This is a genomic window from Sodalis sp. RH24, assembly GCF_047324145.1.
Lineage (GTDB): Bacteria > Pseudomonadota > Gammaproteobacteria > Enterobacterales > Enterobacteriaceae > Acerihabitans.
Map to the genome: position 1 here is coordinate 4791991 of NZ_CP178729.1, position 17554 is coordinate 4809544.

The 17554-nt window shown below is 58.9% G+C and carries 13 protein-coding genes; 4 read left to right on the plus strand and 9 right to left on the minus strand.

Annotated elements, in window-relative coordinates:
• Window positions 1-6: 6 nt before the first annotated feature.
• Both ACL2XG_RS21750 and ACL2XG_RS21755 read right to left on the minus strand, forming a co-directional pair.
• A complete protein-coding gene (locus ACL2XG_RS21750) occupies window positions 7-810 on the minus strand; it encodes an SDR family oxidoreductase (protein ID WP_413721277.1) in 804 nt (267 codons plus the stop codon).
• A 27-nt stretch (window positions 811-837) separates the two neighbouring features.
• Window positions 838-1659: an alpha/beta fold hydrolase gene (locus ACL2XG_RS21755; RefSeq protein ID WP_413721276.1), complete on the minus strand. Its 822-nt coding sequence runs from the start codon at window positions 1657-1659 to the stop codon at window positions 838-840.
• A gap of 128 nt (window positions 1660-1787) precedes the next feature.
• Here ACL2XG_RS21755 and ACL2XG_RS21760 point away from each other — a divergent pair, with 128 nt between their 5' ends.
• The 3 genes from ACL2XG_RS21760 (at window position 1788) to ompC (ending at window position 5543) form a co-directional block, all read left to right on the plus strand.
• Window positions 1788-2438 carry a TetR/AcrR family transcriptional regulator gene (locus ACL2XG_RS21760; RefSeq protein ID WP_413721275.1) on the plus strand — a complete coding sequence of 217 codons (651 nt, stop codon included), beginning with the start codon at window positions 1788-1790 and terminating at the stop codon, window positions 2436-2438.
• A 326-nt stretch (window positions 2439-2764) separates the two neighbouring features.
• Window positions 2765-4330: an MFS transporter gene (locus tag ACL2XG_RS21765; protein WP_410013825.1), complete on the plus strand. Its 1566-nt coding sequence runs from the start codon at window positions 2765-2767 to the stop codon at window positions 4328-4330.
• 124 nt (window positions 4331-4454) lie between these two features.
• Window positions 4455-5543 (plus strand): porin OmpC, encoded by a 1089-nt coding sequence (gene ompC, locus ACL2XG_RS21770; protein WP_410013826.1) that lies wholly within the window; start codon window positions 4455-4457, stop codon window positions 5541-5543.
• A gap of 91 nt (window positions 5544-5634) precedes the next feature.
• Here ompC and ACL2XG_RS21775 read toward each other — a convergent pair whose 3' ends face one another.
• From ACL2XG_RS21775 to ACL2XG_RS21785, 3 genes are read right to left on the minus strand one after another with little or no spacing between them, the layout of a single operon-like run.
• The gene (locus ACL2XG_RS21775) at window positions 5635-7047 is read right to left on the minus strand and encodes an efflux transporter outer membrane subunit (protein WP_410013827.1); all 1413 of its coding nucleotides are present in this window, start codon (window positions 7045-7047) and stop codon (window positions 5635-5637) included.
• Entirely contained in the window at window positions 7047-8156 is a 1110-nt protein-coding gene (locus ACL2XG_RS21780; RefSeq protein ID WP_410013828.1) for an HlyD family secretion protein, read from the minus strand. The genes ACL2XG_RS21775 and ACL2XG_RS21780 overlap by 1 nt, the downstream gene beginning before the upstream one ends.
• A gap of 10 nt (window positions 8157-8166) precedes the next feature.
• A complete protein-coding gene (locus tag ACL2XG_RS21785; RefSeq protein WP_410013829.1) occupies window positions 8167-9798 on the minus strand; it encodes an MFS transporter in 1632 nt (543 codons plus the stop codon).
• A gap of 374 nt (window positions 9799-10172) precedes the next feature.
• Between ACL2XG_RS21785 and ACL2XG_RS21790 the strand changes: the two genes are divergently transcribed.
• Window positions 10173-12329 carry a putative bifunctional diguanylate cyclase/phosphodiesterase gene (locus tag ACL2XG_RS21790; RefSeq protein ID WP_413721274.1) on the plus strand — a complete coding sequence of 719 codons (2157 nt, stop codon included), beginning with the start codon at window positions 10173-10175 and terminating at the stop codon, window positions 12327-12329.
• Between the two features lie 47 nt (window positions 12330-12376).
• On the opposite strand, the gene ACL2XG_RS21795 is transcribed toward ACL2XG_RS21790, so the two are convergent.
• The 4 genes from ACL2XG_RS21795 to ACL2XG_RS21810 form a co-directional block, all read right to left on the minus strand.
• On the minus strand, window positions 12377-14173 hold the full coding sequence (locus tag ACL2XG_RS21795; RefSeq protein WP_413721273.1) for a hypothetical protein: 1797 nt from the start codon (window positions 14171-14173) through the stop codon (window positions 12377-12379).
• 242 nt (window positions 14174-14415) lie between these two features.
• Window positions 14416-15552 (minus strand): ROK family protein, encoded by a 1137-nt coding sequence (locus ACL2XG_RS21800; RefSeq protein ID WP_413721272.1) that lies wholly within the window; start codon window positions 15550-15552, stop codon window positions 14416-14418.
• 72 nt (window positions 15553-15624) lie between these two features.
• A complete protein-coding gene (locus ACL2XG_RS21805) occupies window positions 15625-16782 on the minus strand; it encodes an N-acetylglucosamine-6-phosphate deacetylase (RefSeq protein ID WP_410013833.1) in 1158 nt (385 codons plus the stop codon).
• Window positions 16775-17548, minus strand: a complete 774-nt coding sequence (locus ACL2XG_RS21810; protein WP_413721271.1) for a glucosamine-6-phosphate deaminase — start codon at window positions 17546-17548, stop codon at window positions 16775-16777. Before ACL2XG_RS21810 ends, ACL2XG_RS21805 begins: the two co-directional genes overlap by 8 nt.
• Between the last annotated feature and the right edge of the window lie 6 nt (window positions 17549-17554).

The following is a 17554-nucleotide window of genomic DNA, read 5'->3' on the forward strand; positions in this document are numbered from 1 at the left end:
GTTTTTTCAGATCTGATTGTCCCAGGCCGCCAGTTGTTGAGCTTTCAGCATATCCTCCACCGCCTGGGGCACCACGTTACGGAATTTTCCGTTGTCGGCGGGGACGATTTCAATCATGCGATCAATCATTTCCCGCGCATCGAGATGGCCAAATGGCGATGCCAGCGCCTCGTCGAACTGCGCGCGCAGGTCGGCTCGCCGGGTAATATTGTTCGTGTCGTCGAGCCAGCGGAAGGCCGTATCGGCCATGGTCTCGTTAAAACCGGTATAATAGGCGCCTGGATTGATGGTCTGGACTTTGATGCCGTGCCCGGCCAATTCCTGCTGCATCGCCTCGGCAATGGATTCCAGCGCATGCTTGGTCGAAGCGTAAACGCCCCAATTGGCGGGTGAGAACAGCCCGCTCATCGATGAGGTGAAGACAACCTTTGCGTGCTTGTTCTGCCTGATCCACTTTTTGACGAAGCTTTGCGTCAGCGCGAGCGGAAGAAAAACGTTGACCTCGTAGTTATGGCGAACGAGATCGAGCGGAATTTCGAAAACCGGACCGCCCTCGCCCATGCCTGCATTATTCCAAAGCACGTCGATGTCGAAGCTTTGGGCGTAGGCCATGTCATGCGCGTCGAGGAGATCAAGCTTTTCCACCCGCAGATTGGCTAGTCCCAGAGCCTTGGCTTTTTCGCGCAACGGCGTTACCTGCGGCGAGCATTGCACGGTGGCGATAACCTGGTGGCCGTTGCGCGCCAAGCCGATGGCGGCCGCTTCGCCGAAACCGGAGCCGGCGCCGGTAATAAGAATGGTCTTGTACATATTATGAGGTCCTTACTTTGCAGGTGGTTAGGGTTGTGACGCTTGTCTGACGCGCGCCGAGATGGCGTTTTTGGGCAATGCTGAAATAAAGGTTCTGATCAATGCGGCGATTTCCCCGGGCGATTCCAGGGGGGATAGATGTCCGGTGCCCGCCAGCACGTGCATCCTGGCCTGGGGGATACGCGGTAGCAGTTCCGTCTCGAGCGTGGAGACGCTGTCGACCCGATCGCATTCACCCGCAATGACCAGGACCGGCACCGTAATCGCGCTTACCGCGGCCGAAATGTCCTCTTGGCTGGAGTGGCGCGGCCAGGCGATTTTTGCCGCCGCGCCGCCGCGCAGACTGTCTTCGATAACCTGCCGCCGCTGGCCTTCGGTGAGAGGCTTTGCCGTAAGCACCTGGTCGATGGTGGCGGCAACCGAGGCCGCGGACGCGTACGCCGCCTCCATGCCGACGAGCATCTCGGGCGGCAACCCGAGCGGCGTGGGCGGCGAAGGAGCGACCAGCACCAGCCCGGCCAGTCCCTCCGGCTGGCGCGACGCGATCAATTGAGCGATCTTACCGCCCATGGAGTGCCCAACCAGCACGAAATCCGACAAACCTCGCGCCCTGATCACCCGTTCAACGTCATCGGCGAAATCGGCCAGCGCATAATTCTCCCGCGGCGCATCCGACAAACCCCAACCGCGCAAATCGACGGCGAGGGTGCGCCAGGCGTTTGCCAGGGCGGCGATGACGTGGCGCCAGGTTCGGGACGACCCGCCCCAATAATGCAGGAAGATAAGCGTCGGGTCGCTTTTGCCCTGTTCCTCGACATGGATATAGATCTCCCCGTTTACGGCTGTCATGGCCTCTCCCGTCTGGATGTTCAAGAAAGCGTTTTGCCCGCATACGTACCGGTTTGACGTAGGGCGTGGTCATCCTTAGTGAAATCTGCTAATATCCAACATCTGTCACTTTTTTGTAAATCTAACATATGTCTGATTTTGATGCAAGTCCCCCCAAGGAAAAACGAACGCGCCGTCCCGTGCAGGAACGGTCGCTGGAACGCATGACCCGGGTCATCGAGGCGGCGGAGCGCATGCTCGAGCAACTGGGCCCGGAAAAAACCTCGATCCCCGCCCTTGCTGCCCTGGCGGAAGTACCTAGGGCCAGCATCTATCCCTTCTTTCCTGATAAGTACGCACTGTTCGCGCATATCTCGCAGATCCATATGCGCCGCCTTGCCGACGCCATCGCGGATTCGGACGCCGCCCGCGCCCGTACGCTTAGCGCGTGGGTGCGCAGAGTGATAGATATTTGCGTGGAGTATTACAACGCCCATCCGGTGGCGAGCGTGCTGTTGCTGAATGGTTCTTTTAGCGATACCGACCGTGCCGCCCATGCCGTCAAGAACGCATCAATCGGACGCTTGTTGCGCGACACGGCCGCGCGCTTGGGCGAACTGCCGGCATTGCCGGCGTCGCCCGACGTTGCGACCCTCGCCGTTGAAATTGGCTTCGCTTGCCTGAAGTTCGGCTATGTCCAAGACGGCCGCATCAATAACGCGGTGCGAAACGAAGCCCTGCGGGCGGTCATGGCCTATCTGGACCGCTGGCGGGACGACGTTAAGTCCACGGGGAACTGACGGGCAGGGCGGCGGCGGTTCGCCGCCACATCCAGGCGGCGGGCAGGAACCCGGCGGCCTGGATGCCCGCGGAATAAAGGGCGCCGCGCCGCCGTTATTTCCATTGCCGTTAAATAAAATGATGTTTTATTAAAAATAAACTATTTTTTTATATCTTTGACCTCGATCGTTATTCTCTTCGTTTTTCTGCCACTGGACGCAACGTTCTGGCAACCGCAGAAAGGTTTTCATTGTTGGTTGGTTCTATCTTGAACCGCGTTATAACCGGCAGATTCAAGTGTTCTTCAACCTTTGTCTAACCAGATACAACCCTGGACATCACAGCAATGAAAATACGTTCCATAGGTTTACCGCAATACCTGGCTTATGGCTCCGGCGATTTCCTGGGCGCGGGCACCACCGCCCTGACCGCCGCCTGGCTGCTTTATTTCTACACCACGTTTTGCGGCCTCTCGCCCATTGAGGCCACCTTTATCTTTGCCTGCGCCCGGGTGCTGGACGCCGTGGTCAGCCCGCTGATGGGCTACCTGACCGATAACTTCGGCGGCACCTGGCTGGGCAAGCGCTTCGGCCGCCGCAAGTTCTTTATCCTGCTCGGCATTCCCTGCGTGTTCAGCTACTGCCTGATGTGGGTCGGCGGCATGGGCTACGGTTATTACCTGCTGACCTATCTGCTGTTCGACGTGGTCTACACCATGATCCTGGTGCCCTACGAAACCCTGGTACCGGAAATGACCGACGATTTTAAACAAAAATCCAAGTTCTCCGGCGCGCGCATCGCCCTGGCGCAGCTGTCCGCCATCCTGGCCGCCTTTTTACCCGGCATCCTGCTGTCGCATTTCGGCAAGGACAACGCCATTTCCTTTTTCTACGCCAGCGTGGTGTTCGCGGTGATCTGCGCGCTGGTGCTGACCCTGGTCTACCTGTTTACCTGGGAGCGACCGGCGGCGCTGAAATCGGAGGCGGTATTAAAGCTTGAGCGTGAAAAACAGCAGCTGACCCTGGGACAAAGCCTGCGGCGCCTGCATATCGAACTGTCCTCCACGCTGCGCGTGCGCATTTTTCGCCAGCATCTGGGCCTGTACCTCGGCGGCTACATCGCCCAGGACGTGTTCAACGCGGTGTTTACCTATTATGTGGTGTTCGTGCTGATGCAAAGCGCCACCGTGGCCTCCAACCTGATGGGGGTGATGGCGATCCTGCAGTTCGTGGCGGTGATCGGCATGATCCCGCTGTGCATCCGCTTCGGACCGGCGCCGTCCTACCGGCTGGTGGTCACCCTGTTCGGCCTGAGCGCGCTCTCCTACGGCGTGCTGTACTACGCCGGCCTGAGCGACACGTTCTCGCTGCTGCTGCTGGTATCGGCCGTGGCCGGCCTTGGCCGGGGCGGCATCAACTATGTGCCCTGGAATATCTACACCTATATCGCCGATGTGGACGAGGCGATCACCGCCCAGCGGCGCGAGGGCATCTTCGCCGGCATCATGACGCTGACGCGCAAGGCGTCCCAGGCCGGGGCGGTAATGCTGGTGGGGGTGTTCCTGCAGCTGTCGGGGTTCGTTTCCGGGCAGAAAGTGCAGTTGCCGCAGGTAAGCCACGCCATCCTGGCCATCCTGTGCATCGGCACGGTGCTGGTGCTGACCGCGGGTTTCATTATTTCCCTGCGCTTTAAGCTGAACCTGAAAACCCACCGCATCCTGCAGCTGGAAACGCAGAAAATGCGCGCGGCCAATCATCCGCTGCCGCAGCAGATCACGCCGGAGGCACGGGCCACCGTGGAGACGCTGACCGGCATGAAATACGAATCGCTGTGGGGCAATAACAACATCGGCTACCTTAACCGCCATAAAGGTGCGCCGGAAAAAGCCGTACCGCAGGAGCATGCCGTTTAAACGCTGAAAAAGAAAAGCCATAAACAATAATTGGCCGCACCGGCCAAGGGATAAATATGGACGTAACACAGCAATTCACTATTTGAATTTTATTTTAAATTAATTAATTGAGGGTTGGAATAAAATGAAATCTTCTGTTCTGTGGTGGGTTTTACCGTTGGTTTTTATTGCCGGCAACGGCAACGCGGCCGAGATTGTCAATAAAGACGGCAACAAGCTCGATCTGTATGGCAAGGTCGATACGCTGCATATGTTTAGCGATAATCCGGGCATCGATGGCGATCAAACCTATTTCCGTTTTGGTTTTCGCGGCCAGACCGAGATTAATTCGTCCCTGACGGGTTACGGCCAGTGGGAATACCAGGTCAACGCCAACCAGGCGGAAAGCAGCACCAGCACCAGCGTCACCCGCCTCGGGTTCGCCGGCCTGCGCACCCAGCAGTACGGGTCGGTGGATTACGGGCGTAACTTCGGGGTACTGTACGATCTGGGCGCCTGGACCGATGTGATCCCCGAATTTGGCGGCGACGCTTACGGCATTGACAATTTTATGTTTAAACGTACCAGCAACCTGCTGACCTATCGCAATAACGTCCTGATCGACGGCCTGAAGCTCACCGCCCAGTACCAGGGCAAGAACGGCAGCGCCACCGAAACCAATAACGGCCGCGATGCCCTGCGCCAGAACGGCGAAGGCTACGGCGCGGCGCTGATTTATGACTTTGGCGCGGGTATCAGCGCCGGCGCTACGTTTGCCACGTCCGATCGAACCGAGGGACAAAATAACCTGGCCTACGGCCATGGCGATAAAGCCGACGCCTATCGCGGTGCCCTGAAATATGACGCCCACCAGATCTACCTGGCGGCCACCTATACCGAAACCTATAACGCGACGCCGTTCGGCAGCAGCAGCCACAGCGTGTATGGTTTTGCCAACCGGGCCCAGGTGGTGGAACTGTTGGCGCAATATCAATTCACCAACGGCCTGGCGCCGATCGTCAGTTATTTGCAAACCCGCAGTAAGGATATCGAAGGCTATGGTAATCAGGATACGCTGAAATACCTGGCCGTCGGCGGCGCTTATTTCTTCAATAAACGCATGTCCACGGACGTTATCTACAAAGTCAATTTACTGAAAAATAACGACTTCACCAAAAACAGCGGTATCAATACCGACGATGTGCTGGCGGTGGCGCTGATTTATTATTTCTGATTAATCAGTTAGGCGTTGGCCCAAAGCGATGGGCCAACGCCGCGCGCGCCCCGAGTCTTCCCTCAGGCGGCGAACCGCATTCACTTCTGCCCTAGCGCGGCTCCAGGTTATCGCCGTCCACCCGCCAGCCGCCCCCAAGGGAACGGTAAAGATCAATTTGCGCCAGCAGCACGTTGTTGCGCAACTGTATTACGCTGACCTGGGTGGCGAACAGGGTACGCTGGGCATCCAGTTCTTCCAGGTAAGACGCGTAGCCGTTGCGGTAGCGATTATGGGCGATGCGCAACGCCTCGCTGACCACGTCCTCCTGCCGCCGGGTTTCCGTCAGCTGTTCCTCTAGCCGCGTGATGGCGTCCAGACTATTGTTCACTTCGCTGAACGCCGATCGCACCACTTTTTCGTAATTGTAGAGGGCCTGGTTGCGGGTGGCGGCGCTGATATCCACCTGGGCGTTCAGGGCCTCGCGGTTGAGCAGCGGCGCCAGTACGCTGCCGCCGATGCTCCACAGCCGGAAAGGATTATCGATAAGCTTTTCCAGGGCATTGTCCTGCAGGGTGCCGGAGGCGGTCAGGTTAAGCGAGGGCAGCAAAGCGGCGCGGGCGGAGCTTAGCGTCGCGTCGGCGGCAATCAGCTGCCGTTCGGCCTGGATGATATCGGGACGCCGTCGCATCAGCTCCGAGGGCAGCAGGGTGGGCAAGGGCAGGGGGCGCAGCCGGCCGGCATCGTCGCCGCGCGGGATGGCGCCGGGATTAGCGCCCAAGAGAATGCTTAGCGCGTTTTCCTGTTCCGTTATCTGATGCGACAGCTGCGGTATCTGGGCGCTGGCGGCCTGGTATTCCGCCTGCGCCTGCACGTATTCCAGCCGCGATGAATAGCCGGTTTCAAACTGCCTGCGCGCCAGTTTCAGCGAATTGCGCCGTGATTCCAGGGTGGCGCGGGTTAACGCCAGTTGCCGGTCCAGCGCGTACAGCGTCAGATATCCCGAGGCGACGGACGAGGCCACCGTCAGCATGGCCGCCGCCGCCGCGGCCTGCTGCGCTTCCAGGCTTGCGCGCGCGGCGGCGGCGGTAGCGGACCGCCGTCCCCAGAGATCCACGTCATAACCCGCCTGCAGCGTGCCCTGGTAGACCGTGCTATAGACCGGCAGGCCGGTGGCCGACGACAGCACCCGGGCGCGGGTGCCGTCGACGCCGGCGTCCAGCGACGGCAGGCGATCTCCGTTGGCCGCGCGCAGCCGGGCGCGATATTCGTCAACCCGGGCGCGGGCGGTGAGGATATCGGTATTATTGCGCAGAGCCTGTTCAACCAGCCGGCTTAATACCGGATCGTTAAATTCCCGCCACCAGCGCGCCTCCACCGGCGCCGCCGGGCCCACCTTTTCGCGCCACTGCGCCGGGATAAGCAGGCTGGACTGCGCCGCCGGCTCGCGCCCAGGGTGGCAGGCGCACAGCAGCAGGAGCAGGCCGGGCGCGGATAAACGCAGCAGGAGGGGCTTCGCCGGCATCAGCGTACCTCGCCTTGCTGGTTTTCGGCATTCAGGGTATTGATGCTGACTTCCACCGACATGCCGGGACGCAACCGCCGGTAAAGAGGGCCATCATCGTGGATTTTTATCCGCACCGGGATGCGCTGGGCGATTTTGACAAAGTTGCCGGTGGCGTTATCCGCCGTAATGGCGCTGAATTCCGACCCGGCGGCGGGCGAAATATTTTCCACCTCGCCGCTAAGGCTGGCGTAGTCCAGCGCATCCACCCGGATACTGACCGGTTGTCCCAGCCGGATGGCGGCCATTTGCGTTTCCTTCATATTGGCGATCACCCACATCTGCTCGGGCACCAGCGACGTCAGGTGGGTGCCGGCGCTGACATACGCGCCCTGCCTGACCGAGATCTGGCCCAATTGCCCATCGCGCGGCGCGACAATGCGGGTATTGGCCAAATCAATCTGCGCCAGTTCCAGCGCCGCCTGCGAGCTGGCGACATCGGCCTCCAGCGACGCGCGGTTGACGATGACCGTCTGCAAATCCTGCCGGGACATCTCCAGCGCCGCCGTGGCCTGGGCGATATCCGCCCTGGCCTGGCTGTAGCTGGCGCGCGAGGCGTCGCGCTCGCGCACGGATAACGAGCCGTCGGACATCAGGTCCTCGACGCGCTTTAAATCCAGGCGCGCTTTTTCCGCCTGCGCCTGGGCGTTGACCACCGCCGCCTGGTTGCGCGCAATCGCCGCCTCGCTGCTGCGCCGTTGCTGAATATTATTGGCCAGCGCGGCCCGTTTCATATCCCGCTGCGCCATGGCCTGATGCACCCGTTGCCGGTAAATGCGCTCGTCAATGGTCATCAGGAGATCGCCTTTGCGCACCCAGGCAAAATCCTGTACCGCGACCTGGGTGATATAGCCGCTGAGCTGCGGGCTGATGACGGTAACCTGGCCGCGAACATACGCATTGTCCGTGGTCTGCACCTGGCGGGTAAACGGCGGCAACTGCCAGGCGTAGAGGATGACCAGCACGCCGACAATGGCGATCGCCACCGCCACCAGGGTGGTCAGGATACGGGCATAGCTGCTTTTTTCCTTTTCCGGCGCCGTGGCCGGGCCGTCGGGTTGCTGACTCATTGTTGCTCCATTAATGGTTAACCTGGCGCCGGGCCTGCATCCGCAGCCGGAACAGTCGCCATAAAATCCAGACCAGCGTTGCCAGCGCAATGGCCGCGGTCAGCATATACACATCGTTATAGGCCAGCGTATTGGCTTCCCGGGTGGCGACGGCCTGTAATTGCGCCAGTCCCTGCGCGCTTAACAAATCGCTGTCGTTAAGCACGCCGCCATAGGCGGCGCTATAGCTGCCGACCCGCTCGGCCACCAGGGGATTTTGCAGGCTTAGCTGCTCTGCTATCTGGCTGGAATGAAACTTTTCGCGTATGACCTGGAATGTGCCGAGCAGTGCTGATCCCAGCAGCCCGCCCAGGTTCTGGCTCATGCCGAACAGCACTGAAAAGCTCACCAGGTTGCGCGGCTCGGCCACCACGCCGCCGATGCCGGCCAGCAGCGCCGGGGCCAGGAAAAAGGCGCTGCTGAAACCGAGTAAAAACTGGCTGATATACAGATTATCCGGTCGCGTCAGGCTGTTGGACTGCGCGTCCATCAGCGAGGCGAAGGTCATCAACACGAGAGCGATAATAATAGGGCGGCTGAGATTTTTGGGATTAATCGTCAGGGCGCTGATGACGATGCCGGCCACAATACCCGCCAGGATCGCCAGGGACAAACCGCGCATCTGATCGTTGAGCAGGCCGATTTGCTGCAGGTAGCCGATGGCGCCGGTGTTTTGCTCGGCCAGCACGATACGGATCAGCAACATGATAAGCCCAAGGCGCACGATACTGCCGCTGCTGAGCCAGCGGATATTCAGCAACGGATTGCGGCGGTTGCGTTCCACCAGGATGGCGCCGGTAATCAGCGCTACGGCCAGCGCCAGCGAAACGCCAATCCAGGGCGCGGATAACCACCAGTCGATGCGGCCAAGGGAAAGCACCGCGCAGATAAGCCCCATGCCGGGCGCCAGCAGTATAAACGTCAGAAAGTCTTTTTTCTCAAACACCTTGATGCGATCGCTGGGCGGCAGCTTAAGCAACAGCACGCCGCCGAGCGACAGCAGGGCCAGCCCCAGCTCGAACAGATAAAGGCCACGCCATTCATTAAGGGCCAGCAGTTCCGAGGAGAACAGCCGCGCCAGCGGAATCGCCACCTGCGACGCCCCGATGCCGATGGTCAGGCCCTTCAGGCGGTGCCTGGCCGGAAAAGCCTGGATTTGGTAGTAAATCGACAGCGAGCTCAGCGCCGCGCCCACCATGCCGTGCGCGGCGCGCACCATGATGGCGGAGTTAAGATCGTTCACAAACAGGTGAAAAAACGCCACTAAGACATACAGCACCAAAAAGGCTTCGGTAAATACCCGCAGGCCATACTGCTGGCGAAATTTCACCAAGAGCAGGTTTATCGACACATTGGTCATCAGATAAACCGCCGGCAGCCAGGCAATCTCGTTGGAGTAAGCGCCAAAAGTGCCTTGCAGGTTGCTCAGGTTGGCCGTCACCAACGCATTGCCCAGCCCGCCGGTAATTGAAACCAGCACGCCGACGATGCCGTACGCAATGCGTTTTGGCACGGGGTGCAGCGGGGTCGAGGGCGAACCGGGAAGCGCGGGCTTCTCATGCGGCAGCCATTCGCGCGGGGCGTAGGGATCTTTTTTTGCCATGGTCCTCCGGCCGCGTTGTGAATGATTGAGAGTAAACAACAAAATTTCTTATCATTAGATAGCAAATTAAACCTAGCATGACATATTGGCGGTTCCTAGCGGGCTGGCATGATTTTCTTCATTTCGGGGTGTTTTTCGTGAAGCCGTCTAATACCGCGGCATTGAGTCATTTGCGCCGCATTCCGCCGGCGCTGTCTATACTTAACAAGAAAAACAGGCGCGAAATGGTGTGGTATCTGACGAATCGGAGCGTGCCGTCACAACGCTTACGCGACAATGACTCAAGCGTTGCCTTCATCATGCCGATATAACCCTGATGCATGAAATAATTTATTTTTTAATTATTATTTTTGACGTGATTCGCAGAGGCACACATGAATGATTCGCCGTCGGATAGGGAAGAGGAAAAGCGTCTTGCCGTGCTGGAAGAATATGGCATCCATTCCACATTATCGGAAATAGGCTTTAACCGGTTAGTACACCTTACCGCCAATATTTTTAAAGTGCCTATTGTGCTCATTTCGCTGATCGAAGCCGAACGCCAGCTGTTTGCCGCCAGTATCGGCATCGCCTCCTGCGAAACGCCGCGCGATATCTCGTTTTGCGCGCACGTCATTCGCCGGCACGATATCATGGTGATTCCGGATACCCATAAGGATCCGCAGTTCCGGGATAATCCCTTGGTGACCGGGGAGCCTTTTATCCGTTTTTACGCCGGTATTCCGTTACGCAATCAGGATGGGGTCGCCCTCGGCACGCTGTGTATTATCGACCGCGTGCCCCGGCCGGGGCTGAGCGCGGGCGATAGGCAAAATATGCACGACCTGGCCGCGCTGGTCCTGGACCGGCTGGAAATGCGGCGTCTGGAACGCGCGCGCAACGCCAGCCAGTTTCGTTTCGAAAATATTGCCCATACGTCCCCCGACGCCATTGTCTGCGCCGACGATAAAGGTATCATCACCTTTTGGAACGCGGCGGCGGGCAAACTGTTGGGGTATAGCAGCGAACAGATTATCGGATGCAACGTCAGCGTGCTGGTGCCGGACGGCCTGGTCGGCCGTCTGCAGCGCCTGGCCGGCGCCGGCGACGGCACACAGCGCGGCAGCACCCTGGAACTGAAAGTGCGCTCCGCCGACGGCGTCTGGATCCCGGTGGAACTGTCCGCGTCTTCGTGGGTGGACCACGATCGCGTCACCTTTGGCGCCATCCTGCGCGATATCACCGAACGGCGCCGCAACGAAGAGCGCTTGTTCCAACTGGCGCATATGGATCACCTTACCGGGCTGGCCAACCGTACCCTGCTGGGCTTATGTCTTGAGCAAACCCTTAGGGACGAGGACGCCGCCATCATCATGCTGGTGGACCTGGACGGCTTTAAGGACGTTAACGATAACCTGGGCCATGCGGGCGGGGACGCGGTGCTGGTGGACGTGGGTTTCAAGCTGCAAAACTGCGTGCGCTCGGGCGACGTGGTCGCGCGTATGGGCGGCGACGAATTCGCCCTGTTGCTTCCCGGACTGTCCGATGCCAAGAGGGCGGCGGAAATCGCCGATCATATCATTGATGAAATCAACAAGATTGTCACCATCGACGGCCAGCCGGTCAATATCGGCGCCAGCGTCGGCATTGTGCTGTATCCCGTCCACGGTCTGACCATCCAGGAACTGCTGACCAGCGCCGATTTGGCGCTTTACCAGGCCAAGGCCGACGGCCGCCACTGCCGCCGTTTTTTTACCCGGGAGCTGCGTGAATTATCACAGGCCAAGCGCTCTTACCAGGGGGAACTGGGCAGGGCATACGATCGGGATGAATTCGAACTGTTTTACCAGCCGCAGGTGAGGCTGGCCGATAACGCCATCGTCGGCGCGGAAGCCCTGCTGCGCTGGCGCCATCCGGAGAAGGGGTTGCTGGGTCCGGCGGTATTTATTCCGGCGCTGGAGTCCGGTCCCTGGGCCGAGCGCGTCGGAGAATGGGTGATCAGGACCGCCTGCCGCCAGGCGGCGGCCTGGCGCGATCGGGGCGTAACCGAGTTTCGCATGGGCGTGAATCTGTTCAGCGCCCAGTTCAGGACCGGCACGCTGGCGCAACAGGTACGCGCCATCCTGCAGGAAACCGGCTTACCCCCGCAGGCGCTGGAATTGGAAATTACGGAAAATATCATCCTGCGCCACGATGAACATATGCTGAAGCCGCTAAGGGAACTGCGCGCGTACGGCGTCGGCATCGCTTTTGACGACTACGGCACCGGCTATGCTTCTCTGAGCATGCTGAAACATTACCCGGTGACCCGCCTGAAGGTGGACCAAACCTTTGTGCGCGCCATGGTGGATTCTCCCCCCGACGCCGCCATCGTCCGCGCTATCCTGTACCTGGGCAGCAGCTTTAAGCTGGAGGTGATCGCCGAGGGCGTGGAAACGCTTGAACAATGCGAACGCCTGAAGAAAAAAGGCTGCCTGGAAGCGCAGGGTTTTCTGTTCGGCAAACCGATGCCGGCCGATGATTTCGCCGAACGCCTGGGACTGGTGCGCTGAGGTGACGTCAAAAGCGCGCGTGTTTGCTGGCGCAGGGCATAAGGACGTTAAGCCTTTATATCTCGATAATAAGGCAGGCTGTCTTGCAGGGTCTGGGTATCGTTTTTCAGATGCGTCAGCAGTAAGTGCGTTAAGCTGAAAATCCGCCAATGATTGTCGAGACCGGTGGGGGGATTTCCGCTGCTATGCGCATGTAACCGCGTGTCCGGCCGGGATGGAGGGTACAGTTCACGGTTGTAAAGCGTGCAAAGCCGGCAAAAATAGCATTGATGAGCGGTGTTGTAGTCTATTGTCTCTGATGCGTTGACATGAAAATGCATGGCGGGTGTTCCAGGACCTGAATGTTGCGCCAACTGCTGGCGCAGCCGGAAATCGAGCGACAGCATATCGGCGAATTCGGATTTTATACGGTTTATCTGTGATTCTATATTCAGCATTTTGCCTAAAGCAGGGTTAATGCGCGGCATGTCGCTTCCGGCCATCACCACTTTCGGGTCGATAGTTAAGGCTGCTGTAATGTCCTCCCATGAAATGTTTTTCATGGGCGGGTCACCTGGGTTGTCGGCGGTTATCGCATGATGCGCCAGACTATCGAGCAGGGTATCATTATCCTTTTTCAGCATTGATAACAGGGTATGGGTTAATTTAAAAACCCCAGAGTTTAAATCGCGATGGCGGTCATGATATTCTGTCGCGGAAGTGCAAGGCTGTGGATTGCGCTTCAATCCTTGGAAAAAATTATTGTAATGCGTCCAGAACACGCAAATATTGCATTTGTCGGGATGTTGCATATCGGCATCCTGGAGAGTGAATGTATGCACGTGGCCATCAGCGTGGGCGGTCAACGGGGACTTCCCCATTAGCCGGCGAAGACCGGTATTTTGCGCCAGCGTCTTATTTAATTCTTCGAGCAGCTTAATGATATGGTCTTTTATCTGCCATGTTTTTTCCAGATATGACGGGCTAATGGTGAGGACCTCATAGAGATGCGCTGCAACATCCGGACTGGGGCGGGTTGCAGTTTTGTTTGCCGTTTCCTGCGAGTCAGGTAGGCCCGCAATGCGAACCCCGGCAAGGGAACGGATAACGTCGAGCAGTTTATCGCTGTCTTCTCTGATGAGGTGATGCAGTACGGATGCGAGTGTTAAAAGAACGGTGTCGCTATTTTGGCGTTGGCCGTCCTGATCTAGGTTAAGCACGCCCGATTGCGCCTTTGCGGTTTCCATTGCGGTCAGTAATTGATGGTAGGTAGCCCAAAGCGCGCATATCTGGCATTGATGAGGCGTGGCGGAATGTGCTGACGTAATCTCACTGGCGTGCAGATGATGTTCTTGTCTGTGTGCCTGCGCCTCATCTGCTAGCTGAATCAGTCTGCGTAATTGGCCATTGCGTAAAATCTCCTTGGCTAATTTTTCTTTTATCGTTCCTAATTCCTGCTTAACCGGCCAGATATCCTCCTGGTTTTTTGTTTGCAGCGGATTTATAGGGAGGGTACGCCCTGCGGGCAGAGCGCTATCGGCAGGACAATAGCGAGGCGGAGCGCCTGAATCTGGCGGTTGGCGATTGTTAATCGCCACCAGTCCGCCAGAGAAGGTATTGCCTTCAATCCTTTGCCTTTTGACGGGGGGGCGATTGACTTGAGAATCGTTTTCCGCTCTGGCTGTGGCCGGCCTGCCGTTTTTACGGATAGGGATAAGGGCTGGCAGCTCTTTGCGTGAATAGTGTATTTTCCATGGCGTCTTTTTTTTAAGTAATGACCGCCCGGCGTTGGCTTTATTATATACTTCGATATCCTGATGTTTAACGACACCAATAAAACCAATGGACGAGGGTATTTCATTCATCAAGAATCCCACCTTTTGTAGCGATTAAAACGCATCAGCTATTTATTTGATAAATAGTATATGCTAATTATTTTTGGGGATTATTAAAGTACCGGTCTATCACAAAATTGATACATCCCCATTATATTGACTGCCGCATCTTAAATAACTGAAGCTATACCAATTAACAATGAACATTAAACCCGTTGCCTTGCCGCACCGGCGGTTAATCCGGTGTTGCTTTGCGGCGGCGCGTACCGCCGCTACAAATTAATGCGCTCGAAGCGTTGGATCATGGCCAGCGCCAGTCCCTGGGCCGGGTCATAGCTATGGGAGAGAAAGCGGATTTGCGTATGGCCGTAGGCAAAAGAGAGGGTGGTACGGCGCGCCGTGGCCAATACCTGTTCGGTAAACAGCGACGAGGCATTATAGGCGCAGTCGATAAGCAGGGTGCGCGGGTTGACCAGATGGATAATCTGGCTGAGCGCCTTGCCGAGCAATTCGCCCGCCCGGCCGATAACCTGTTCCACTATCTGCGGCGCCGCCGCGCGATTGGCCCACTGCAGCCCCGGCTGCAGCTGATCCAGCTGCGCGTTGATGGCCCTGAGTGCGATTAACGATTCCAGGCAGCCGCGTTGTCCGCAGGTGCAAAGCGGCCCGTCGGCGGCGACGTTCAGGTGCCCGACTTCGCCCGCGGTCCAGCTGCCGCCATAATAAACGCCCTGTTCGGTCAGCAGCGCGCCGCCGATGCCCTCGGCGATCCGCAGGTAAAAACCGGGTTCGGCTCCCGGCTGCCGGGTGCCTTGCTGGCGCGATACCAGCGCCGCCGCCTTGACGATATTCATCACGCCGACCGGTATCGGCACGGTTTCGCCCAGGGTCGCCAGGAGGTCGACCTGTTGCCAGCCCAGATGCGACGATACGTGCATCACGCCGGCAAGCGGATCGATAATACCGGGAAAGCCCACGCCGATGCCGATAAGTTCGGGATAACGCCGGTGCATCCATTGGACGACGCGCGTGATTTCCGCCAATACCGGGCCGGGGGCGACGGTATCTATGGCCAGCGTTTGCTGCTCGATGACCTCGGAAAAATAGTCATAGACCGCCCAGTGCAATTGCTGGCGCTCGACCATAATGCCCGCCGCCTTCATTTTATCCGGCAGCAGCGCAATATGGATTTTGGGGCGGCCGATGGCGTTGGATTGGGCCACGCCCAGTTCGGCAACGTAGCCCCGGGCGATAAAATCATCCACGATCAGCGAAATGGTATTTTTGCTTAATGACAGCGCGCGGGCAATATCCAGGCGCGAGCTGACGCGCTGTTGCCGCAAGAAAGACAGGACATGCTTTTCATTGTACTGGCGCAGCAGCGCGGGTCCTTTTCCTGGCTCTTTCATAGGCTGGCTTACCCTAACCTCCGGCTGAATATCAGCGGGCATTATGGCATAACCATTGATGCCCGGAAAAACCTATTCATCCCGCCAGACGCATTCTCCCCGCTGATAAACGGCCAGCACGGACAATCCGCCGCGCCGGTCTTCGTCAAGCGCCACTGCGTCCAGCGGGGCGCCAACCGCCAGACCATGCCGCGTCGGCAGGTTAAGCAGCGCCGAGGGACGTACCGACGCCATCTCCCACGCCTCGCGGCGCGTGGCCAGGCCCAGGCGGAGCAGATTATTCACCCCGTACAGTAATGAGCGCGCCGATCCCGCCAGCAACCGCGGGTTATCGGCCATCGCCAGGCGCCCCGTGTCGCTCAGGATCACCTCGCCGCCGATATGCAGCCGGTAGCGTCCGGGCGGCATGCCGGCCAGGCTGGTGGCGTCGCTCACCAGGATGCCGCGTTCACCTTTGACGCGCATAAAAACCTTCATGACCGACGCCGGCAAATGTTCGCCGTCGCCAATCATGGCGCACCACAGCCGGTCCTGCGCCAGTTGCTCCCAGATATAGTTGGGGTGGCGCGGCAGCAGCAAATGCGCCCCGTTGCCCAAATGGGTGGACAGCGTGGCGCCGGCCTCGACCGCCGCGTCTATCTGTAACGCGTCGGCGGCGGTATGACCTAAGGCGACCACCACCCCGGCTTGCGCGCAGCGGCGGATAAATGCCGGGGCCTGCGGCCATTCGGGCGACAGGGTCAGCAGGCGTATATCGCCCTGCGCCGCGCGCTGGAAGCGTTGAAACAGCGTCCAGTCCGGTGCTTTGACAAAACGTTTGTCATGCGCGCCGCGTGGTCCGTCCTCGGGAGAAAGAAACGGCCCTTCCAGATGGATTCCGGCCACGCTTTGCCCGACCGGGGCAAAGCGCCGGCGGGCATTGGCAATCGCCGCCGCCATCCCGGCGATCTGCTCATCGCCGTTGGTGATGACCGTGGGCAGGAAGGTGGTGACGCCCTGTCGCCATAATTCCCGGGTGACCTCCAGTACCGCCTGTTCATCAATCGGGCAACGGTTAAAATCAACCCCCGCATAACCGTTGACCTGCAAATCCACCAAACCGGGCGCCAGGATGGGCAGGCTATCATCCTGCGGCAGCGGCCGTATTTCACGGATCAGCCCGCCGGCGGCGTGGATCTCGATGCTGGTTAACTCCCGGTAATCCCTGCCGCGGATACAAACCTTATCCATGCGTTAGCTCTCCATACGCGTCTACGTCGGTAAACAGTGAACAGGCGGGGTGGGTACGCAGAACGGTGGCGGGGCAGGCGGTGGTTACCGGCAACGCCAGCATGGCGCGCACCGCCGCGCGTTTGCTGCTGCCCGGCACCATGCAAAACAGGCGCGATGCCGCCATCAGGGTGGGCATGGTCAGGGTCAGCGCGTGGGTGGGAACCGCGTTTATCTCGCCGAAGCAGCCGTCGTTGACCTGCTGCTGGCGGCAGACCGGGTCCAGCGCCACCACTTTCATGACGGCGGGATCGTGAAAATCCGCCACCGGCGGATCGTTAAACGCCAGATGGCCGTTTTCTCCCACCCCCAGGCAAACCATATCCACCGGCGCGCGGCTAATCAGCGCGGCATATTCGCGGCACACACGGCCTGCGTCGCCCGTCGGGATCAGATGGACTTGCCCGGGGCGGACGATATCGAACAGATGCCGCTTAAGATAGTGGCTAAAGCGCTGCGGTGAATCGGCGGGCAGGCCGATATATTCATCCATATGAAACGCCGTCACCCGCGACCAGTCTATATCCCCGGCCGCCGCCAGGGTGGCCAGGAACTCATTTTGCGAAGGGGCGGCGGCAAAAATAATCCTGACGTTATCCTGGGCGCTCAGGCGGTTACGCAGGCAGGCGGCGGCGGCCTCGCCGGCGTGGCGTCCCATTTGCCGGCGATCGGCAAACACCTGGACGGATAAATTCTCGCACCGACGGTTCAGTAGCGGCAATGACATACCAAG

Bases quoted from the DNA above. Each gene is read 5' to 3' on its own strand.
- ACL2XG_RS21750 (WP_413721277.1), bottom strand. From the start codon at position 810: ATGTACAAGACCATTCTTATTACCGGCGCCGGCTCCGGTTTCGGCGAA.
- ACL2XG_RS21755 (WP_413721276.1), bottom strand. From the start codon at position 1,659: ATGACAGCCGTAAACGGGGAGATCTATATCCATGTCGAGGAACAGGGC.
- ACL2XG_RS21760 (WP_413721275.1), top strand. From the start codon at position 1,788: ATGTCTGATTTTGATGCAAGTCCCCCCAAGGAAAAACGAACGCGCCGT.
- ACL2XG_RS21765 (WP_410013825.1), top strand. From the start codon at position 2,765: ATGAAAATACGTTCCATAGGTTTACCGCAATACCTGGCTTATGGCTCC.
- ompC (WP_410013826.1), top strand. From the start codon at position 4,455: ATGAAATCTTCTGTTCTGTGGTGGGTTTTACCGTTGGTTTTTATTGCC.
- ACL2XG_RS21775 (WP_410013827.1), bottom strand. From the start codon at position 7,047: ATGCCGGCGAAGCCCCTCCTGCTGCGTTTATCCGCGCCCGGCCTGCTC.
- ACL2XG_RS21780 (WP_410013828.1), bottom strand. From the start codon at position 8,156: ATGAGTCAGCAACCCGACGGCCCGGCCACGGCGCCGGAAAAGGAAAAA.
- ACL2XG_RS21785 (WP_410013829.1), bottom strand. From the start codon at position 9,798: ATGGCAAAAAAAGATCCCTACGCCCCGCGCGAATGGCTGCCGCATGAG.
- ACL2XG_RS21790 (WP_413721274.1), top strand. From the start codon at position 10,173: ATGAATGATTCGCCGTCGGATAGGGAAGAGGAAAAGCGTCTTGCCGTG.
- ACL2XG_RS21795 (WP_413721273.1), bottom strand. From the start codon at position 14,173: ATGAATGAAATACCCTCGTCCATTGGTTTTATTGGTGTCGTTAAACAT.
- ACL2XG_RS21800 (WP_413721272.1), bottom strand. From the start codon at position 15,552: ATGAAAGAGCCAGGAAAAGGACCCGCGCTGCTGCGCCAGTACAATGAA.
- ACL2XG_RS21805 (WP_410013833.1), bottom strand. From the start codon at position 16,782: ATGGATAAGGTTTGTATCCGCGGCAGGGATTACCGGGAGTTAACCAGC.
- ACL2XG_RS21810 (WP_413721271.1), bottom strand. From the start codon at position 17,548: ATGTCATTGCCGCTACTGAACCGTCGGTGCGAGAATTTATCCGTCCAG.